This window comes from Leptotrichia sp. oral taxon 223 (assembly GCF_013394795.1).
In the GTDB taxonomy this organism is placed as follows: Bacteria; Fusobacteriota; Fusobacteriia; order Fusobacteriales; family Leptotrichiaceae; genus Leptotrichia.
In genome coordinates this window covers 174,907-192,494 of sequence record NZ_JABXYU010000001.1, presented here as the reverse complement: position 1 = coordinate 192,494, position 17,588 = coordinate 174,907, and the positions used below count along the sequence as shown (strand labels likewise).

22 protein-coding genes are annotated in these 17,588 nt (G+C 32.0%); all 22 read left to right on the top strand.

Annotation, left to right across the window (positions count from 1 at the left end):
* Positions 1-9: 9 nt before the first annotated feature.
* The 22 genes from HW275_RS01000 (at position 10) to HW275_RS00895 (ending at position 17,585) form a co-directional block, all read left to right on the top strand.
* Positions 10-312: a hypothetical protein gene (locus tag HW275_RS01000; protein ID WP_178934385.1), complete on the top strand. Its 303-nt coding sequence runs from the start codon at positions 10-12 to the stop codon at positions 310-312.
* Complete coding sequence (locus HW275_RS00995) at positions 305-1,093, top strand: putative HNHc nuclease (RefSeq protein ID WP_178934383.1); 789 nt, start codon at positions 305-307, stop codon at positions 1,091-1,093. The genes HW275_RS01000 and HW275_RS00995 overlap by 8 nt, the downstream gene beginning before the upstream one ends.
* Entirely contained in the window at positions 1,090-1,320 is a 231-nt protein-coding gene (locus HW275_RS00990; protein WP_178934381.1) for a hypothetical protein, read from the top strand. The genes HW275_RS00995 and HW275_RS00990 overlap by 4 nt, the downstream gene beginning before the upstream one ends.
* A gap of 49 nt (positions 1,321-1,369) precedes the next feature.
* Positions 1,370-1,537 carry a hypothetical protein gene (locus tag HW275_RS00985; protein WP_178934379.1) on the top strand — a complete coding sequence of 56 codons (168 nt, stop codon included), beginning with the start codon at positions 1,370-1,372 and terminating at the stop codon, positions 1,535-1,537.
* Between the two features lie 127 nt (positions 1,538-1,664).
* Positions 1,665-1,895, top strand: coding sequence for a hypothetical protein (locus HW275_RS00980; RefSeq protein WP_178934376.1), 231 nt, complete (start codon positions 1,665-1,667; stop codon positions 1,893-1,895).
* 83 nt (positions 1,896-1,978) lie between these two features.
* Positions 1,979-2,920: a hypothetical protein gene (locus HW275_RS00975; protein WP_178934374.1), complete on the top strand. Its 942-nt coding sequence runs from the start codon at positions 1,979-1,981 to the stop codon at positions 2,918-2,920.
* 56 nt (positions 2,921-2,976) lie between these two features.
* Positions 2,977-3,504 (top strand): DUF1492 domain-containing protein, encoded by a 528-nt coding sequence (locus tag HW275_RS00970; RefSeq protein WP_178934373.1) that lies wholly within the window; start codon positions 2,977-2,979, stop codon positions 3,502-3,504.
* Between the two features lie 160 nt (positions 3,505-3,664).
* Positions 3,665-4,066: a terminase small subunit gene (locus tag HW275_RS00965; RefSeq protein WP_178934372.1), complete on the top strand. Its 402-nt coding sequence runs from the start codon at positions 3,665-3,667 to the stop codon at positions 4,064-4,066.
* Positions 4,059-5,510 (top strand): phage terminase large subunit, encoded by a 1,452-nt coding sequence (gene terL / locus HW275_RS00960; RefSeq protein WP_178934371.1) that lies wholly within the window; start codon positions 4,059-4,061, stop codon positions 5,508-5,510. The genes HW275_RS00965 and terL overlap by 8 nt, the downstream gene beginning before the upstream one ends.
* Positions 5,511-5,522: 12 nt before the next feature.
* On the top strand, positions 5,523-8,486 hold the full coding sequence (locus tag HW275_RS00955; RefSeq protein WP_178934370.1) for a DUF935 family protein: 2,964 nt from the start codon (positions 5,523-5,525) through the stop codon (positions 8,484-8,486).
* Positions 8,465-8,680: a hypothetical protein gene (locus HW275_RS00950; protein WP_178934369.1), complete on the top strand. Its 216-nt coding sequence runs from the start codon at positions 8,465-8,467 to the stop codon at positions 8,678-8,680. The genes HW275_RS00955 and HW275_RS00950 overlap by 22 nt, the downstream gene beginning before the upstream one ends.
* A gap of 58 nt (positions 8,681-8,738) precedes the next feature.
* Entirely contained in the window at positions 8,739-9,218 is a 480-nt protein-coding gene (locus HW275_RS00945; protein WP_178934368.1) for a phage virion morphogenesis protein, read from the top strand.
* A gap of 78 nt (positions 9,219-9,296) precedes the next feature.
* A complete protein-coding gene (locus tag HW275_RS00940; protein ID WP_178934367.1) occupies positions 9,297-10,247 on the top strand; it encodes a hypothetical protein in 951 nt (316 codons plus the stop codon).
* Positions 10,248-10,270: 23 nt separating this feature from the next.
* Entirely contained in the window at positions 10,271-10,645 is a 375-nt protein-coding gene (locus HW275_RS00935) for a hypothetical protein (protein ID WP_178934366.1), read from the top strand.
* A 13-nt stretch (positions 10,646-10,658) separates the two neighbouring features.
* On the top strand, positions 10,659-11,663 hold the full coding sequence (locus HW275_RS00930) for a major capsid protein (protein ID WP_178934364.1): 1,005 nt from the start codon (positions 10,659-10,661) through the stop codon (positions 11,661-11,663).
* A 12-nt stretch (positions 11,664-11,675) separates the two neighbouring features.
* Positions 11,676-12,101, top strand: a complete 426-nt coding sequence (locus tag HW275_RS00925; RefSeq protein WP_178934362.1) for a hypothetical protein — start codon at positions 11,676-11,678, stop codon at positions 12,099-12,101.
* Between the two features lie 11 nt (positions 12,102-12,112).
* Entirely contained in the window at positions 12,113-12,571 is a 459-nt protein-coding gene (locus tag HW275_RS00920; protein ID WP_178934360.1) for a hypothetical protein, read from the top strand.
* A 51-nt stretch (positions 12,572-12,622) separates the two neighbouring features.
* Entirely contained in the window at positions 12,623-13,756 is a 1,134-nt protein-coding gene (locus HW275_RS00915; RefSeq protein ID WP_147002914.1) for a phage tail sheath C-terminal domain-containing protein, read from the top strand.
* A gap of 17 nt (positions 13,757-13,773) precedes the next feature.
* Positions 13,774-14,202 carry a phage tail tube protein gene (locus tag HW275_RS00910; protein ID WP_147002915.1) on the top strand — a complete coding sequence of 143 codons (429 nt, stop codon included), beginning with the start codon at positions 13,774-13,776 and terminating at the stop codon, positions 14,200-14,202.
* A 17-nt stretch (positions 14,203-14,219) separates the two neighbouring features.
* Positions 14,220-14,669 carry a hypothetical protein gene (locus tag HW275_RS00905; RefSeq protein WP_147002916.1) on the top strand — a complete coding sequence of 150 codons (450 nt, stop codon included), beginning with the start codon at positions 14,220-14,222 and terminating at the stop codon, positions 14,667-14,669.
* A 44-nt stretch (positions 14,670-14,713) separates the two neighbouring features.
* Positions 14,714-14,866 carry a hypothetical protein gene (locus HW275_RS00900; RefSeq protein ID WP_178934358.1) on the top strand — a complete coding sequence of 51 codons (153 nt, stop codon included), beginning with the start codon at positions 14,714-14,716 and terminating at the stop codon, positions 14,864-14,866.
* Positions 14,856-17,585, top strand: a complete 2,730-nt coding sequence (locus HW275_RS00895) for a phage tail tape measure protein (RefSeq protein ID WP_178934356.1) — start codon at positions 14,856-14,858, stop codon at positions 17,583-17,585. The genes HW275_RS00900 and HW275_RS00895 overlap by 11 nt, the downstream gene beginning before the upstream one ends.
* Positions 17,586-17,588: the final 3 nt, after the last annotated feature.

The window sequence follows — 17,588 nt, the reverse complement described above, 5'->3', positions numbered from 1 at the left end:
GAGGCAATAATGGGAAAAAGATTAGCAAAAGAAAGGGTTAGGAATATTTTAGAAGAATATCCTGAAACACGGAATGCTGAAAATCCTGACACATATGTTATGTGCTTAATATTGGTTGAGGACGGAATAATAACGCAGGATCAGGCGGCAAAGATATATGACAGATATTCAATTAACAACATAGTTAAAAGTCGCCAAAAAATCCAAAATTCAGACAAGGAATATGAGCCAAACGAGGAAACTAAAAAGAAAAGGTTTGTAGGATATATGAATTTCAGGCACGCCTGGCGGAAAGGAAACTTAGATGTCTAAGAAAATGAGCAGAAAAAACCAAAAATTAATATACTGGTTTATAGATTGTTACGCCTATAAATTAAAAGGCGTAGATATTAACTGGAAAAGTAGCAAGGAAAAACCAAATATTTCTGATTATTTTCTTTACAAGGCAAAGGAAGACTTGAAAAAACTTTATATTAAGCATAGCGGAATTAATTTGAAAGGTTACAAGCCTTTTAAAAATATAGAAGAAAAGTTAAGAATCAGACTGAACGAAGTTTTAGATAAGAATTATACTAAGGAAACCAAGATAAATATTGTAACAAATGATTTGATAGATTTTGTCCGGGAAGAAATGCAAAGATTTTTATTAACTCTTACAGGCACATTCAGTCTAAAACTTGATATGATGAGCAATAATGGAGCAATAGCCTTTACTAATTATTTATTTGATTATTTTCTCCAAAATGATATAGCAATGTGGGAAGAAATGCAAATGCTATATAAACAGCAGAATGAAGAAAAATATATTTATGCAAAGTTGAAATATAAACGTTGTGCGGTATGCAATAGAACTCCAGTTGACTTTGAACATTGGCAGTCGGCTGGAAGTTTGGGAGGTTATGCGAATGATAAAGGACAAGGAAGATATATTTCACTTTGTAGGGAACATCATACCGAAAAGCACGATATTGGAGTGGAAGCATTTGAAAGAAAGTATGATGTGAGGGGTATTTATTTAGATGATGAACAGATAAAGGAATTGAAAAAGATTTACAAAAATCATTTTAAGGCATTTAAGGAGGATAAAGAATGACACAAAAAGAAAGACGTAACTATGAAAATATATTTTTAGAAATTTGGGATAACAATTTATTGGAAAAAATTTTATTGATGGATATGTGTCAATTGTTAAAATTGCAGGAAACAAAGAAATTAAAAGGTGGATTCACATTATTTTATTACAAAACTGCAAATGGCAGGACATTTGTAATTGAAAGCGATGAATTTCGTGGAACTTTAGAAATTTACGAAGAAAAATAAAGTTCAGTCGCAGAAAGTCGATTGAGTTAGAAAAGAATTAGGAGGAGAAATGTTTTTAAAAGTAATAACAACGATAGTGATGGTAATTGTTGTTATCGTTAAAATTGACGCTGCAAGTGAAACAAAGAATTGGAATAATTATTTCCGTGTACTTTATTCGACGTTTTTGTATTTACTGATGTTTTTAATAATTTATATTTTTATAAAGTATCTTTAGAAAATAATAGATCCAGGGTAAAACCATTTTGTTGAAGTCAACAAAAGGCATATTGTTGATGTCGGCAAAATGGTGTTGAGAACGTTTGGATGGTGCAGGGAAAATGGCAAATCGGGAGAGTGAAAAAATGAAAAAATTATTGTTAATAGGATTTTTAGGAGTAATTATAAGTTGTAGTACATATTATGAGAAATTTCAGCAAGAGTGTAGGCAATATAAAGTTATCAAAAAGTTAAAATCTAAAACAAGTAAAAAGATATATCTGAAATTTGAAAACGGAAGCATACACGAGGTATCGCCAATATTAAAATATGAGGATATAGAAGAAAATCGTAAATTGAAGAAATGTGATTTTTAGAAAAAGTTTTGGAAATTAGGACAATGACAGTTGAATATTTTTGGTCTTGAGGTATAATATATTATTATATTTTAGGAGGATTTATGAAAGAATTTATATTTATGCAAAATATATCCAATATGTTTGAAAGATATTATAGTAATGAAAAGAATGTTGAAAATGAACCTTTGGAAGAAGATGAAAAAATAGAATTTCAAGAAATATCAAAAAAATTCAAAAAAGGTATAACTGAAGAATGTTACAAAAAATACAAATATATAAAATCAGATATGCTTGAAATAAGCTCGAAATTCGAAAATGCTATATATATTTCAAGAAAGATAAAAAATAACACTTATGAACCAACAAAAATTTTAAAATCAGAAATCAAAAAATGGGATTATTTTGATTTTAAAGAAAAATATAGCGAAAGTATCGAAAAAGTCGAGTATTTTCTTCCAATATACAGATTGGGAATACTGTATTTTGATCTAGAAACTGAAAATCCATTTTTAAATGAATTGGAAGGAATTTTAATAGATATGACATCAATAAGAAATAACTTACTACAAAAAAAAGTATTTTATGGTTTGGAAAATTTAGAAAAAATAGACGATTTGATAAAAGAACAAAAAGCTTATGATAAAAAAATATTGGATATAATGGGAATGTTTTTAGCTATATTTTCAGTTATCGGTATAAGTGCTTCTAGTGTTTTGAATTTACATAATAATCATATTTCTGTATTATTAATGATGAATGGTTTTATTTTAATTACAATGACAGCATTATTCTATTTGATTAAATTTGAAAACCAAAAGTTTATAATATCTAAAAACTGGGGTTTTTTAATTCCGTTAATAATAGGAATGGTTATGATGATATTTGGTGGGGTTATGAATGTTCCTGCAAAAAATAATGAAGAAATTGAAAAAGAAATAAAAATTTTAGAAAAGAAAATAGAAGAATTAGATAATAAAATAGAATTAGAAAAAAGATTAAATCTTGAAAGTAAAATAATAAATTTAGAAAATAAGACCAAATAAAATTGGTCTTTTTTTTGTGGGAAAATAAATAAAAATGGAAAGGAAAATAAAATTAAATGAACGAAAAAGACATAGACAGAATAGCGGACAAAATAATAGAAAGAATGAAAAATGATAAAGAAATAAAAACAGAGAAACAATTAACACCATTTCAAAAGACAGAAAAATTATTATCTGAATTAGCATTACTGAAAGGTGCTATTGATTCTAAAAATATGCTTATAGAGGACTTAAAGAAAGAGGGTATATCAATTCAGAAAAAGGAAACAGGCGTTAATGTGCAGGCTAGTAAGGTATATTTATCCGAACTAGAAAAGGTTGAAAATAAAATAGAAAAATTAGAGGAAGAAATTGCAAGAATAAAAAATGTGGTTAATATGGTCGAAAGGGCTTTAGATACAATTAGAAATAACAAGTATTACGATATAATAGAGATGAAGTATTTTGATGAATTAACATTTGAGCATATATCCGAAAAATTAAATATAAGTGTTATAACTGCAAAGAGATACAAAAATAAAATGATTAGGCAGTTACAGCTAGTTATATTTTCGGATGATGTGATAAAAAATATATTAAATTGAAAATGATACTTTTTTGATATTGTATATAATTTTCAATATGTTATAATATGTCAAGATGTAAGAGTATGAGTTGAGTACTTATTATTGAATCCTTGATTTTATATAAGCATAAGACAGTTTAAAGGCTGTCTTTTTTTGTTACAAAAAGGAGGTGGTAGCATTGAAATTAAATGCAAGGCAGAAGTCTTTTTGTGAGTTTTATGTAGCTAGTGGAAATGCTACTGAATCCGCAATAAAGGCAGGGTATAAAGAAAAGTATGCAAGACAAAATGCACCAAAATTACTACAAAATACTACGTTATCAAAATACATAAAAGAATTACAGGAAAAAACAAAGACAAGCAGAATAATGACGGCTGTTGAAAGACGAGAGTTTTTAACAGAAGTTATTAAAAATGGAAATGAAAAGGTACAGGACAGATTAAAGGCATTAGATATTTTAAATAAAATGGATGGTGAATATATCGAGAAAATGCAATTGTCTGGACAAGTGAATACCAATCCACTTTCAGGACTTACTACTGAGGAGTTAAGAGCATTAGCTGGTGGTAAGAATGGATAAAATGGAAATGATAAGATTAGAAGCTGTTAAGGAGCTATCACGTAGAAATTTATTGGATTTTCTTATTTTTGACGGAAACGGAAGATATAATAATGCAAGGCACATACAATTTTTGACGGATAAAGCACAGCAATTTGTAGAAGATGTCAAGGATGGCAAAAGTCCACGATTATTTGTTAGTATGCCGCCACGACATTCAAAATCTGAAACTATGACTAAAAAATATCCAGCTTGGGTAATTGGGAATAATCCTGATTTTGAAATTATAATCGCAAGTTACTCAATGGATTTAGCAAGGGACTTTGGGAAAATAGCTAGGGATACTTATAGAGAACACAGTAAAAGTGGGACAGGGATTTTTAACACTGTTATAGATAGAGATAAAAGTGCTGGTGATAACTGGGGGATTTTAGAACACAGAGGGGCTGTTGTCAGTACAGGAGTAGGTGGAAGTGCAACAGGTAAAGGGGCACATATTGCAATTATAGATGATCCGTTTAAAAATAGGGAAGACGCAAACAGCAGATTACAGCGTGATAAGGTTTGGGCTTGGTATCAATCAACTATTCGTACAAGGTTAGCACCTGGAGGTGGAATAATAATAATTCAGACTAGATGGCATGAAGATGATTTAGTTGGTAGAATAGTCAAGGAAATGGAAAATGGGACTGGAGAAACTTTTGAAAGTATCGTTTTGCCAGCTATTGCAGAAGAAAATGATATTCTTGGAAGAAAAGTAGGCGAGCCATTGTGGGAAGAACGATATGGAATTGATGAACTGGAAAATATAAAAAAGGCAATAGGAAGTCGTGAATTTTCAGCATTGTATCAGCAAAAGCCGCAAGTTGAGGATGGTGGATTATTTAAGCGTCAATACTTTAAATATTTTGATATAAAAAATGATTTTATTATAGCTGATAATAAAAATGTTAATATCAAAGACTGTTTTTATTTTCAAACGATAGATACAGCAATGAGTACACATAAAAACAATGATTTTACGGCAATAGCAACCTTTGTTTGTGATAGGGAATGGAATTTATATTTAGTTGATTTAATGCTTGAAAGATTAGAAGTACCAGATCAATGGAATGTAATTAAGCAGTATAGGCATAAATATAATTTACGATTCCAAGCGATAGAGAGTAAGAGTAGCGGTATTGGAATAATGCAGCAGGCAAAACGTGAAGGTATGCCATTAAAAGAATTAAAGGCAGATACAGACAAGATGACTAGAGCATTAAATATTTCAGTCATGTTTGAAAATGGAAAAGTATTTTTCAATAAGAATTTAGAGAATTTATTGGAGCTGGAAGAGCAGTTGTTAAAATTTCCGAATGCTGTACACGATGACGCTGTTGATGTATGCAGTTATGCTGGAATTGTTATAAATGATTTAATACAAAATTCAAAAAGGTATATTAGAAAATTTATAAGCGTGTAGAAAGGAGGAAATGTGAGTATCAGGGAAAATGTAGTAAGTGCATTAGTAAAAGAGATAATATCATTAGGTTCGATTTCGAGCGGAGAACAGAACATTGATGATAAATTATTGGAACAGATGTTAAAGGATATGGATATTGCTCAGGCATTACAGCTTATGACACAAACGGTTACATCTAAAGAGTGGAAAATTGAAACAGATGTACCAGAATATGTGGAAGTTGCCGAGAACATTCAACGACGTTTGAACAATCTTAATATATCAAAGTTACTGGAAAATATTTTGAGAGCTGAAATATATAAGAAATCAATATTTGAAATAATATATGATAAAGATAATACAGGAAATACAGTAATTAAAGATTTAATATTGTTGCCAAACAAATATATAAAGTATGATAAAGATAGCGGTTGGGTTGTTAAAACTCGTGATAGCGAAATTACGATTGCGGGTGAACCTAGCCGTTTTTTAGTTTGCGTTAATGAAGAGCGGTTAGATAATTTGCAAGGAAGCACGGATTTGTTGCCACTTGTTCCTGTATTTACAGCTAAGGAAAGGCTGGAATCGAAATTAAATGCAATTATTGATAAATACGGAGATATAATTACAGTATTTGCTTATGAGCCATCCGCCGAAACAGATCCACCAGAAGTTGTTAAGGCAAGACAGAAAGATGTGGAGGCGCAGGCTAAGGATTTAAAGGCTGCAAAAGGTAAGGATGTGCTGGCTGTTCCAAGTGCTGGGGAAAAATCATTGGACGATTTTATAAAATTCATAAAGCTGGATGATTTGAAGCCTGAAATTTACCAGGAACTGTTAAACGAAAAAGCAAAATCGGTGCAAAGATATTTACTTGGAAGTACGCTTGTTGTTGGAGTGGACGGAAATAGTGGAAACAGAGCATTGGGTGAAGTTCATAAGGAGCAACAGAACTATAAGATAGAATCTAAAGTTAAAAAGATTAGGGACTGGATTCAAAAATTAATAGAAATAGATGCACAGCTTTATGGATATGATTCAGGAAATTTCTATTTTAAGTTTGTGGAAGAAATAGATGAAACTGAAACGCTTGAGCTGGAAGACAAAAGGACAAAAACTATATCAGAAAAAGTAAATTATATAGTGAAAATATCTGAAAGCGGTTATGCCTTTACAAAAACCAAAATAGCTGAGATATTAGGTGTCAAGGAAGCTGATTTAATAGAAGTTGAAAAGGAAAGTAGCAATTTAGAATTTTCCAAACCTAAAAAAAAACTAAATATCAATAAAATAAATAAAAAGCGTGAACTGATAGAAAAGAATCAAGCACGATTTGATAAATTTATTGATAACAATTTCAAGAAATGGCAAAAAAATGTATTAAAAGCTATTCGTGAAAAGATAGAAAAGGCAAATGATATTTCTGATTTATATGATTTAGAGTTTGATTATGATAATACACTAGAAGATATGTTGTTAATGTCAATGCTGCAAGGATTTGATAACGCTGTTATGATTGATAATGAAATTGTGGAATTTTCAAATACTAGGACGGCTACAAGAAATGCAGCGCTTGATAATTTCCTGAAAAAATACCCTGCTTTGTATAATGATATCGAGAACGAAATGGAGTATGCACGACAAAAATACTTTTGGATAAAAAAAGTCACAGATGTAAATGTTACTGAAAAGATTTTTAAACAAATGTCAAATACTCTTGAAAATGGTGGAACGTTTAAAGAGTGGAAAAAAGACGTGGATAACATTTTATCTCAGAGTGGTTTAACATTAAATGAGGGATATTTGAAAACAGTATTCAGAACTAACATGAATCACGCTTACAATGCGGGAATATATATGAAAATGGATAAATACAAGGAACGTTATCCATATTATCAATATTGTGGAACGTTGGACGGCAGGGAACAGGAACATACAAGAGAATTGAATGGGAAAATATTTAAGATAGGAACACTTGAAGCTGATAAATATTTTCCGCCAAACGGATTTAATTGTAGATGTTACACAGTATCTTTGACAGCAGATGAGGTAAATCCTGATGAAGTTGTAGGTAACGGAGATATAAACCAAGATGTAGGAAGTTTTGCTGGTAATATTGGAAATGATGAGTACATAGCAACGCTTGAAAAGAATTATAAACAAAAAGTAGATACATTTGCCGATAAATATGATATTCCTGATTTTGTACTTACTAAACCATTGAAAAAAGACGGCAACAGTAGTATAATTGATACAATAAAAACAGTAAAAGAAGCAAATAATTATGCTGAAAAAGTATTAGGAGTTAAAGCTGATTATACAAGTATTGATGTACGTTGTGCTAATGAGTGGAATCGTGGGCTTGCAGCTATGAAAAATAAATATCCAGAAGTTGCAGAGCAAATTAAGTTCGTTGGAAGTATGCAAAAGAGAAATGAATTATTGAAAGCAGAATTAAAAAATTATGCTAAGAATAATAAATTGGCAAAAGGAACTAAAGAATTGCTTGATTATGTTTTAGGTAAATTGAATATAAAAAACAATCGAACAGCGGAATCTTTTCATGTTACTAGATTAGGAAACAATCCAGATGAGAACGAAATTATAAAAATAGTAAACAAGTATGCTGGAATATCATTGAACTCAAACTATTATAATAATTATGATAATGTTATTGCTGAAAGAAAAAGACAAGTAACTAACGGATGGAAACCTGTTGGCTGTGATACGATGAAATCTATTTTTGATCATGAGTTTGGACATCAAATTGATAAATTACTGGGCATTTCTAAATCCAAAGATGTAAAAGAATATTTTGAAACCAATAAAACAGTAATATCAAAAAATCTTTCCAAATATGCAACTGTAAAAGTTGAGGAGTTTATAGCTGAAGCATGGAGTGAATATAAAAATAATCCAAAACCACGAGAAATTTCAAGAAAAGTAGGTAAATTTATAGAAAGGTCGTGGAAAGAGTGGCAAAAGAAAAATTTATAAAGGATTTGGAAGAGGCTTTAAAGAGGGCGGAAGAGCGAGGTTTTGAGCCAGAAGAAACTCAAGAAGAAAGAAATGCGAGATTTGATAAAATGACACCAAAAGAGAAAGCGGAAGCAATAATTGCTGAAATATTTGAGTTTAGTGGTGAGGGATTTCTAACGGAGGAAGAAGAGAAAGAATGCACATATGAATAACGATAAAATTAATCACAGGAGATAAAATTTCTGTGATTTTTTTATGAAAGGAATTATTATGAGAATTAGTATAACAACCAATCTTGATAGTGTAAGTACAAGTTTTAAGGAAAAATTGAGGAGCATTAATAAAGAAGAAATGCTTGATGAAGTGGCATTCTATATGGAAAACGAAATGCGGAAAAGATTTGATACTGAAACTGATTACGAAGGGAACGCTTGGGAAAAATTAAAGTTGAGAAAAGGAAAAATCCTAAGTGATACAGGAGCACTTAAAGGTTCTTTGGGAATAGCTAAAATAGAGGGAAATAGTGTTTCTGTATTTAGTAATTTGGTTTATGCAAAGATTCACGATGAAGGTGGAGTTATCAAAGCTAAAAATGTCAAGGCTCTACATTGGAAAATAGGAAAAGATGAATATTTTGCCAAGTCTGTCACTATTCCTAAGCGTCAGTTTAGTGGTGTAAGTGATAAAAATAGAGAGGATTTAGTAAAAATTCTTAATGATTATTTCGTTAATAAGAAATTATTTTTGTAATTATGTATATAAATTTAAAGTTCGGTTAATAGCTGAATTTTTTATTATATAGAAATTTTAAAAGAGAGGAGGAATAAAATGCCATTTGTATTATTTAAAGCTGGGGATTATGGAACAAAAGGGAAATGGAGTAATGAGCAATTATCTAATCTTATAAATAATAAAAAGGAATTGGATGTGATTCCGTTTCATACAAGCGAATTTACAAAATTAGGAATGCTCAGGAATGAAATACCTGTTATCGGGAAGTTTAAAAATATTTCTGTAAAAGATGATGAAATAATCGCTAATGATGTCGAGATATTTGACAGAGGGGAATTTAAAAATCGTAAAGTTGACAGGCTTTCTGTGGAAATAGAAAATGGAGAAATAACACGTGTAGGAGCATTGCCTGTAGGAGTAGAACCTGCTGTAAGTAATAGCGGAAGTTTTGCAAACGGTGAGTTTTCACAGGGCTTTGAAATGGATTGGATTAACCAAAAAAATATAATTGAATTTAGTAATAATAAAAATAATGATGGAGGAAATGGTGAAATGAATTTTGATGAAATATTGAAAAAATTATTGGAATCAGACAGCGAAGATAAGATAAAGGCAGTCAACGAAGTGTTAAAAACACTTTCAAAGGAGGAATTACAAAAAATTGAAATTCCTAAAGATAAAGAGTCTGAAAAAACAGAAGATGAAATTAGAGAGGAAGTTAAAAAAGAATTTGCAAGAGAACAGGAAATAAAAGAATTTATGTTAAAAAATTCTAATAAAATAACGCCTGCTTTAAAGAAATTAGGGATTGAAGAGTTTGTTAAACAGTCTTTGGCTAGTAATAACGGAGTTATTGAATTTTCTGAAAATGGTAATAGCCAAACAGTAAAATCAAGTGATATTTTATCTAAGTTATTTGAAAATTTACCAAGTTATGGCGGACATAAACCATTAGAATTTGGCAGCGATGATGATAATATCTCAAGACAGCAGCAAATGATAGCTGATGAAATAGCAGGATATAAAGCTAGAAATGGCTTAAAATAATTTAAAGTAAAGGAGTAATAATAATGAGAAATAGAGTTAAATTTTTAGGTAAAGATGAAAAGAAAGACATTGTGCTGAATGAATTTATACCAAGAAAAACAGTGACATTGGCACAAGGTGAAGTTATAAAGTATGGGCAGGCGTTAATTTATGATACAGCTACTGGAAAATATAAGAAATATGAATCTGGTACGCCTGGAGGTAAATTGCCAAAAACTTTTTATGTTGGTGTGGATGAAGATGTGGATGCAACAAGTGAAGATTTGAAAATACAAGTTGTAAGGGCTAGTGATATTGACGGAACTCTTGTAATTGGAGTAACTGAAACAGACTATGCAGCACTTGATAATTTAGATAAATATGGTGTTAATGTTAGATTTGATAATATAAAAAAATAGGAGATGATAAAAAATGTTAAGTGATATTCAATTAAAATTAATGGCATTATTTGCTGTAGTAGAACCGAAAGTACAAACACATTATTTGACAAGGTTTGAAAATACGAATCCAGAGTATTTAAGTGATAATGAAACAATATTATTGAAAGATTTGAATGACTATTTAGTAGAAGCAAGTATTATTGAGCGAGGGAGCGAAATACCGTTTATAAAAGTAAATAATATGAACAGTTTGGCAATAACACCAGATATTGTTGCAGCTTCTTATGAATTAAAACCAATAATGAATGGAGGAACTGCCACATTTATTAATGGACAAATGATAGATCCTCAAAAATATCAGGAAGACAGATTATTGCTGAAATTGAAAAATGCGATACTGAAAACAAAAGAAAAAATGGCTGCAAATGCTTTCTTACAAGGTAAATACATACAAGCTAATTCAGGTACGGAAATCAACTTTGAATTTAACACGCCAACTAAAAAGGATGCTAAAAAGATTGATAACTGGGTTACGTTTTTCTTTGACATAATTGACGATTACGAGAAAGTGAACGGAGTAATGCCTGACAGAATAGAATTAGGGAGAACATTATTTGATAAATTAATTAAGAACAATGAATTTATTGAAATAGCCAAGGCTTATTCTAATTCAATTGGGCTATCTGCTGATGAAAAACAAGTGTATTTGGACTTGCTGGGGCAAAGAATATCTAAGTTAAGAACAGCACAGGACTTTAATGGTAACAACATACCGACAGATAATATGATTTACCTTTCAAATGACAATGCTTTGGTTCCTGTATTTGCAGCACTTGAGGCAGTGGATACATCTGGAAAACCATTTGTGTTTGTTGGAAAAGAAATATTAGATGAAACGCCTGCTAACAAAGAAACAGCAAGAGCAAAAATGTTTTGTAAATCAGCATTTGCTCCAGTAGTTGCACTTAAAGATTTAATTGTTAGATATGAGATTCAAAATACTGATAGTATATCGATTGTGCCTAATTCAAAATAGTAGGTGGTAGAAATGTTGGAAAAAGTGGGAGTAACTTCTGAAAATGGAGTTGCTTCTGAAACAAAACTGGATGAAAAACTATTTGAAAAAGTTTCGTATATTCCAAAGGTGGTAGCAATTGAAGTTTGCAGATATTCCAAAAGAACGGCACAAGAATTTGTTGATTATATTGATAATCAACTTATACCAGATTGTAAAACTTTTGTAACGGTATTTATAGGTGGAGAAAAGTATAATTTTTTAGATTCTGATACAAAAAGAATATTGCAAGAGCTTTATGTGGCTTGGAAAATATATGAAAGTTTGGAAAAAGAGAAAATATCAGAAGATAAAAGAGATACGCTTTATAAATTGCTGGAAAGTTTAAAAGGAAGTTCTGAAAACAGTGGCTCGGGTCTTTTGAATGATAATAGATACGGTAGAATTTATAGGTTTTAGGAGTTGATAGAATGTTTGACACAATATTTCAAAAATTTAAGGAAGAACTAAAAAAAGATTATCCTGACTATGAATTTTACATAACGGATGACTTGGAAGCGGAAGATTTTGTAATAATTTCTGTAATATGTGAAATATCCAATATCACAATTAGCAATACAAAACATTATAACGCTATGTTGAATTTTTATATCACAAAACCAAAAGTTCAAGATGACTTAGGAAGTTTTATTTTACAGGCATTGGATATTCAAAGAAAAATACAGGATTTAGATGAGAATAAAAAAATATTTTTTGCACCTAAAATGGAAATGCAGTTTGGGGAACTGAGAGCGAAAGAAAAAAAGGAGACATTAAGGGTATGCCTAATAACGGGGGTATTTGATACATCTTTTCCAATAAAGTATGTAATTGACAATAAAGAGAAATACAAACCTATTGAGCATATATATCTGAATAACGGGAAATAATAACATAAGACTGGATAATTTCAGTCTTTTTGACAAAGGAGAGGATTGGAAATGAATGGAAGTCCAAAATTTGTTTTGGAAATTGAAGAAAGAGCAGGAACAGCAATAGCAAGAAGTGAACAGGGCGTTGTTGGTGTAGTACTGTTCGATAGCACGAAAGACACAGAAAAACACGTCTATGCCAGCAGAGGAGACGTATTGCAGACAGACTGGGATAATGACAATTACAATCTTTTGAAAGATTTGGCATTTGTAGGAAGTCCATATAAGGTTATAGTTCGTAGAGTGAAAGAAGACGCTAGAGATAGCGTAAAAATAACTGACATATTAAGTGATTTAGAAAATGATGTTGACAGCATTGTTATACCAAAAGCTACCGAAAGTGAGACAGATGATTTAATTAGCTATGCAAAAAGTCGGCATAATACAGAACTTGGTAAATTGGCTTTAGACTTTAATCAGGCACATTTTTTTACGTTTGTAGCAAGCGATAAAGTGCCAGATCATCACGCTATTATAAATAATGGAATAACAGGAGCAGTTGTAAATGGACATGAATACAGTGATAAGGAATTTGCGTTGGCTATAGCAAGTCTAGAGGCAGGATGTCCTATTTCAAGAAGTATTACAAATATGAAAATGGGATTCTTGGATAAATGTGATATTCCAGCAGAACCAGGTAAAATTACAAAAAAAGGTAAAATTGCGGTTAGCGTTCAACGTGACGACAGCGGTATTAGCTACTATGTAATTAATCGTGGAGTTACTTCATTTATAACACCTGACACAAAAAAACAGCGTAGATTTAGTAAAGTTAAAGTTGTAAGAAGTTTATTTATAATTACTGAAGACTTGAAAAAATCTTGGAATGATTATAAAGGTGCGAGATTAAATGGTTATTTAAATAAAATGGCTTTTTTGAATGCGGTTAATGCTTATACTCAAAGCCTTATGAACCAGGGAATACTTGATCCAGATTATTCAAATACTTTTGATATTGATATAGAGCAGCACAAACTTTATTTAATGACAGAAAAAGGTATATCAAGAGACGAAGTGGATAAAATGAGTGAGGCAAGATTGCGTAGAATTAATACGGTTGATGTTGTTTATGCAAGATGTGATGAATTAATGCCGCTTGATTGTATGGAAGACTTTTATGGAAAAGCGATAATTCAAAGTTAGGAAAGGAATGATAAAGAATGGATATATTTAAGGCAAATCAGGTAATTTCTGGCTCGCACGGTACTCTTATGATTGATGGACAGGTATTTGCAGAAGTATCTGAGGTGAAAATAGAAACAAAAATAGAAAGAAAAGAAGTGTGGCTTCCTGGGGGACAAAAAGGAGAAAAAATTGTTGGTGCTAGTGGGGAAGGCACTATTAAAAGATACAAGTTGAACTCAAACTGGTTTAAAAAGTTTACGAAATTAGCTAAAGGAAATGAGGTATATTTTGAATTGTATTTCCAAATAGATGATCCTGATGTAGCAGGAGCAGAAGCTATAAGAATTACTGATTGCTGGAATAAGGATGGATTTTCTTTGGAAGCTAAGCGTGGAGAAGAAATGAATGAAGAGCTAAAAATTGGATATCTTCCAATAAATCTTAAAGCTGTTGAGTTAATTTAGAAAGAAAGGAGTAAGTTATGGATTTAAAAGAATTGTTGAAAAAACGTGAAGAAGCAAGTAAATACAGAGAAAAAAAATCAATAATAGAATTTACTTTAAAAAGTTATAAAGATACTAAATTTAAGTTAAAAGTTCCTGATTTTCAGGGATTTGTAAGTTTTTGCTCTAAAATAGGCATTGATTTTAATGCCAGTAAAAAAGAAATGCAACAGATATTTATTGAAAAAGTTACTAAGTCAAACTCTGCTATATGCGAATATCTTTTTGATACTTTTATTGAGCCAAACTTTACAGAGTTTGCAGGAGAACTAATGGCGGAATTAAATGCTCAAAGTCGAATAGCTGTATTTAAAGATTTCTTTGATAATGAAGAAATTTTAGAAATATTCACGTTAGTTGTAAACAAGCAAACTGCAATGTTTAATGATAATAAAAATCCTAATATTGTTGAGCTAAAAAAAAAATAGATGAAAATAAGACGGATGTTGAACTTAATGCAATAATTTATTATATGCAAAAAGGCTGGACACCAAAGGATTTTTCAGATATAGAGAATGAAAATATGTGGCATTATTATGTAGTCGCTTATGAAATTGCGCAGGAACAGAAACGTGAGGAATTTAACGAACATGCAAGGTTGGGAGTGACGGGATATGGCGGATAATGTTATAGCAATACAGGTAAATGTAGACGGAATAGAAAGTGCTATATCTCATTTTAATTCGTTATCTGAAAGTTTTGGAAAACTAGCACAGGGAGCACAACAAGGTACAAGTGGTAACGAAACTTTGCAAAATAGCTTGGAAAGTGTAGCGAATGCTGTTAAAGAAGCAACCGGCGGAAATGATGAGCTAGAAAATAGCTTAAGTGAAGTTGCGAACGCTGCAAATGAAGCTGGAGACGATGTAGAAAAATTAGCCGACAGTAACACCAAGGCTTCTGAAAGCGCTGATAAATTATCTGAAAGTTCTAAAAAGGCGGCAGATGGTGCTGAGGATTTAGGTATGAGTAGTGATAAAACAGCAGAAGCCTTTGAGAAATTGAACACGCTTGGAAGAGATGTGGGAGAAACACTATCAAAATCTTTAGGTAATAAAATACCAGATACTATAAGTAAAATCGGGAGTAAATTTAGCGGATTGATTAGTCCGTTGAAAAAAGTAGGAGAGGCTGGTAAAAAGGCTTTTTCGTTTTTGGGAAATAGTATAGGCGGAAAAATTAGTGATTCGGGTTCTAAATTGAAAAATCTTTTTAATATCGTATCTTCGGCTAGTGTTACTGGTGGCGGACTTGGTGCTATCAGTAGTGCGATTAGCGGACTCGTAGGGCTTGCAACTGGTCCTATTGGGGCAACTATTCTTGCTATTGGTGCACTTACTGCGGCTACAGCAGGATTTGGTGTAAAAGCATTAAAGGCTTCAGGGGAATTCCAAAAAGGAATGAATATGGTTTATACAATGTTGCCTAACGCTTCGCAACAAACCAAAGACAAATTAGGTAAAGATGTGCTAGATTTATCTGAAAAGTATGGGAAAGCAGCTGAAAATATATCAGAGTCAATGTACCAGGCTCTTTCTGCTGGGGTTTCCACTAATGATATAAGAGGATTTTTGGATGTTGCACAACAAGCAACAATAGCGTCTGGATTGAATGATACAGCAATTGCAGTAGATGGAATAAGCTCAGTTGTAAATGCTTTTGGAAAAGAAAATATAAGTGCGAAGAAAGCTAGTGATTTAATGTTTACAGCTGTACGAAAAGGTAAAACTACTTTTGGTGAAATGGCTGGAAGTATTGCCCAAGTATCACCAATTGCGAGCAGCTTAGGTGTTCAATTTAGTGATTTGACAGCAGTAGTGGCAACTATGACAGCAAAAGGGACGCCAACAAGCGAAACAATGACACAGATGAAAGCGGCGTTCAGTGAATTTTCTAAAGGCTCATCTAAGGCTTCGCAGGAATTTAAAAAAGCAACAGGAAAATCATTTAAAGATTTTATAGCACAAGGTGGAAATTTACAGACTGCAATGCAAGCGTTAGATCAGCATGCACAAAAAAGTGGTAAAAATATTAACGAATTTTTTGGAAGCGTAGAAGCTGGGTCTTTTGCATTATCTGTTACTGGGAAAAACGCAGGAGCTTTTGCAGAAAATATGAAAGAAATGCAAAATTCCGATGGTGCTACTGAACAAGCATTTAAACAAATGAATCAAGGCATAGGTCCGTCGATGGAAAGAATGAAGGCTTCAATGGCTAGAGGTATGATAGAAGCAGGACAAGCGATAACTCCAATGGCTTCTCAAGTGATTCAAGGGATTGAAGGAGCTTTTCCAGCAATAGGTTCAGCTTTTGCAAGCATGGGGCAATCTTTTTTGCCTCTTATAAGTGGCTGGGCTAGTAGTATCAGCGGATTTTTTCAAACTATACAGTCAAACGGAAGTCAGTTTAGTGCAACGTTTCAAGGAATTGGCAACGTATTGACAGCTGTATTTTCTTTTATTGGTGCTTCAATATCAATTATAGGAGCGATATTTAATGCTGTTTTTGGGATTATCATTAACTTGTTGGGTAGTTTTATGAGCGCTGCTGGACTTGCTGGTTCACAGGGGCAAAATTTTGCAAGTACAATTTCAGGAGCTTTTAGCACAATAGCAAGTGTTGTAGGTGGTGCGTTGCAATTTATAATGCCACTTTTAACAGGTTTAGCACAAATAATTGGAGGTGTACTTGGATTTGCAGTGAGAGCAATCACAGAATCATTCTTATTCTTTGGAAAAATTATTTCAAAAGTTGGTGGATTCTTTAAAAAATTATTTGGAAAAGATGACGCAAAACAGGCTACTGAAGCAATAAATGAAGTTAAAAAAGGAATGGAAGAATTAAACAATGAAGCTGCGAAACCAACTGAAAAACAAGTTGACATAAATGCTCAAATTAACACCCAAATGGCTCAAATGGGAGCGAACGGACAACTTGCAGGTATGAGTATGCAACAAGTACCGCAAGTGGCAACACCTGCACAGCCCCAAACTATAAAATTAGATCCAACGGCAAAAGTTCCTATTGATCCAGCTAGTCTGTCAAATACCCAAATGAAAATTGATCCATCGGCATTTAGCAATGTTCAACAAGCAGTTCAACAAGTTAGCAGTGACATTAAAGGTAATCCACAAGATGTTACTAGAAACAGTTTGCTTGGTGAATTGAAAGCAGAAATGAGTGCGCTGAAAGCAGAAATGGCGGCAACTAAAAGTGCTATTGTTGGAAAATTAGGAGAAGTTGTGGGAGCAATCCATGCTATAAAAATTAATGTGAATGTGCCTGCTGCTCCAAGTGGAGATGCAATAGCGAATAAAATTGCAGCAAGTTTGCAGAAAGGATAGGTT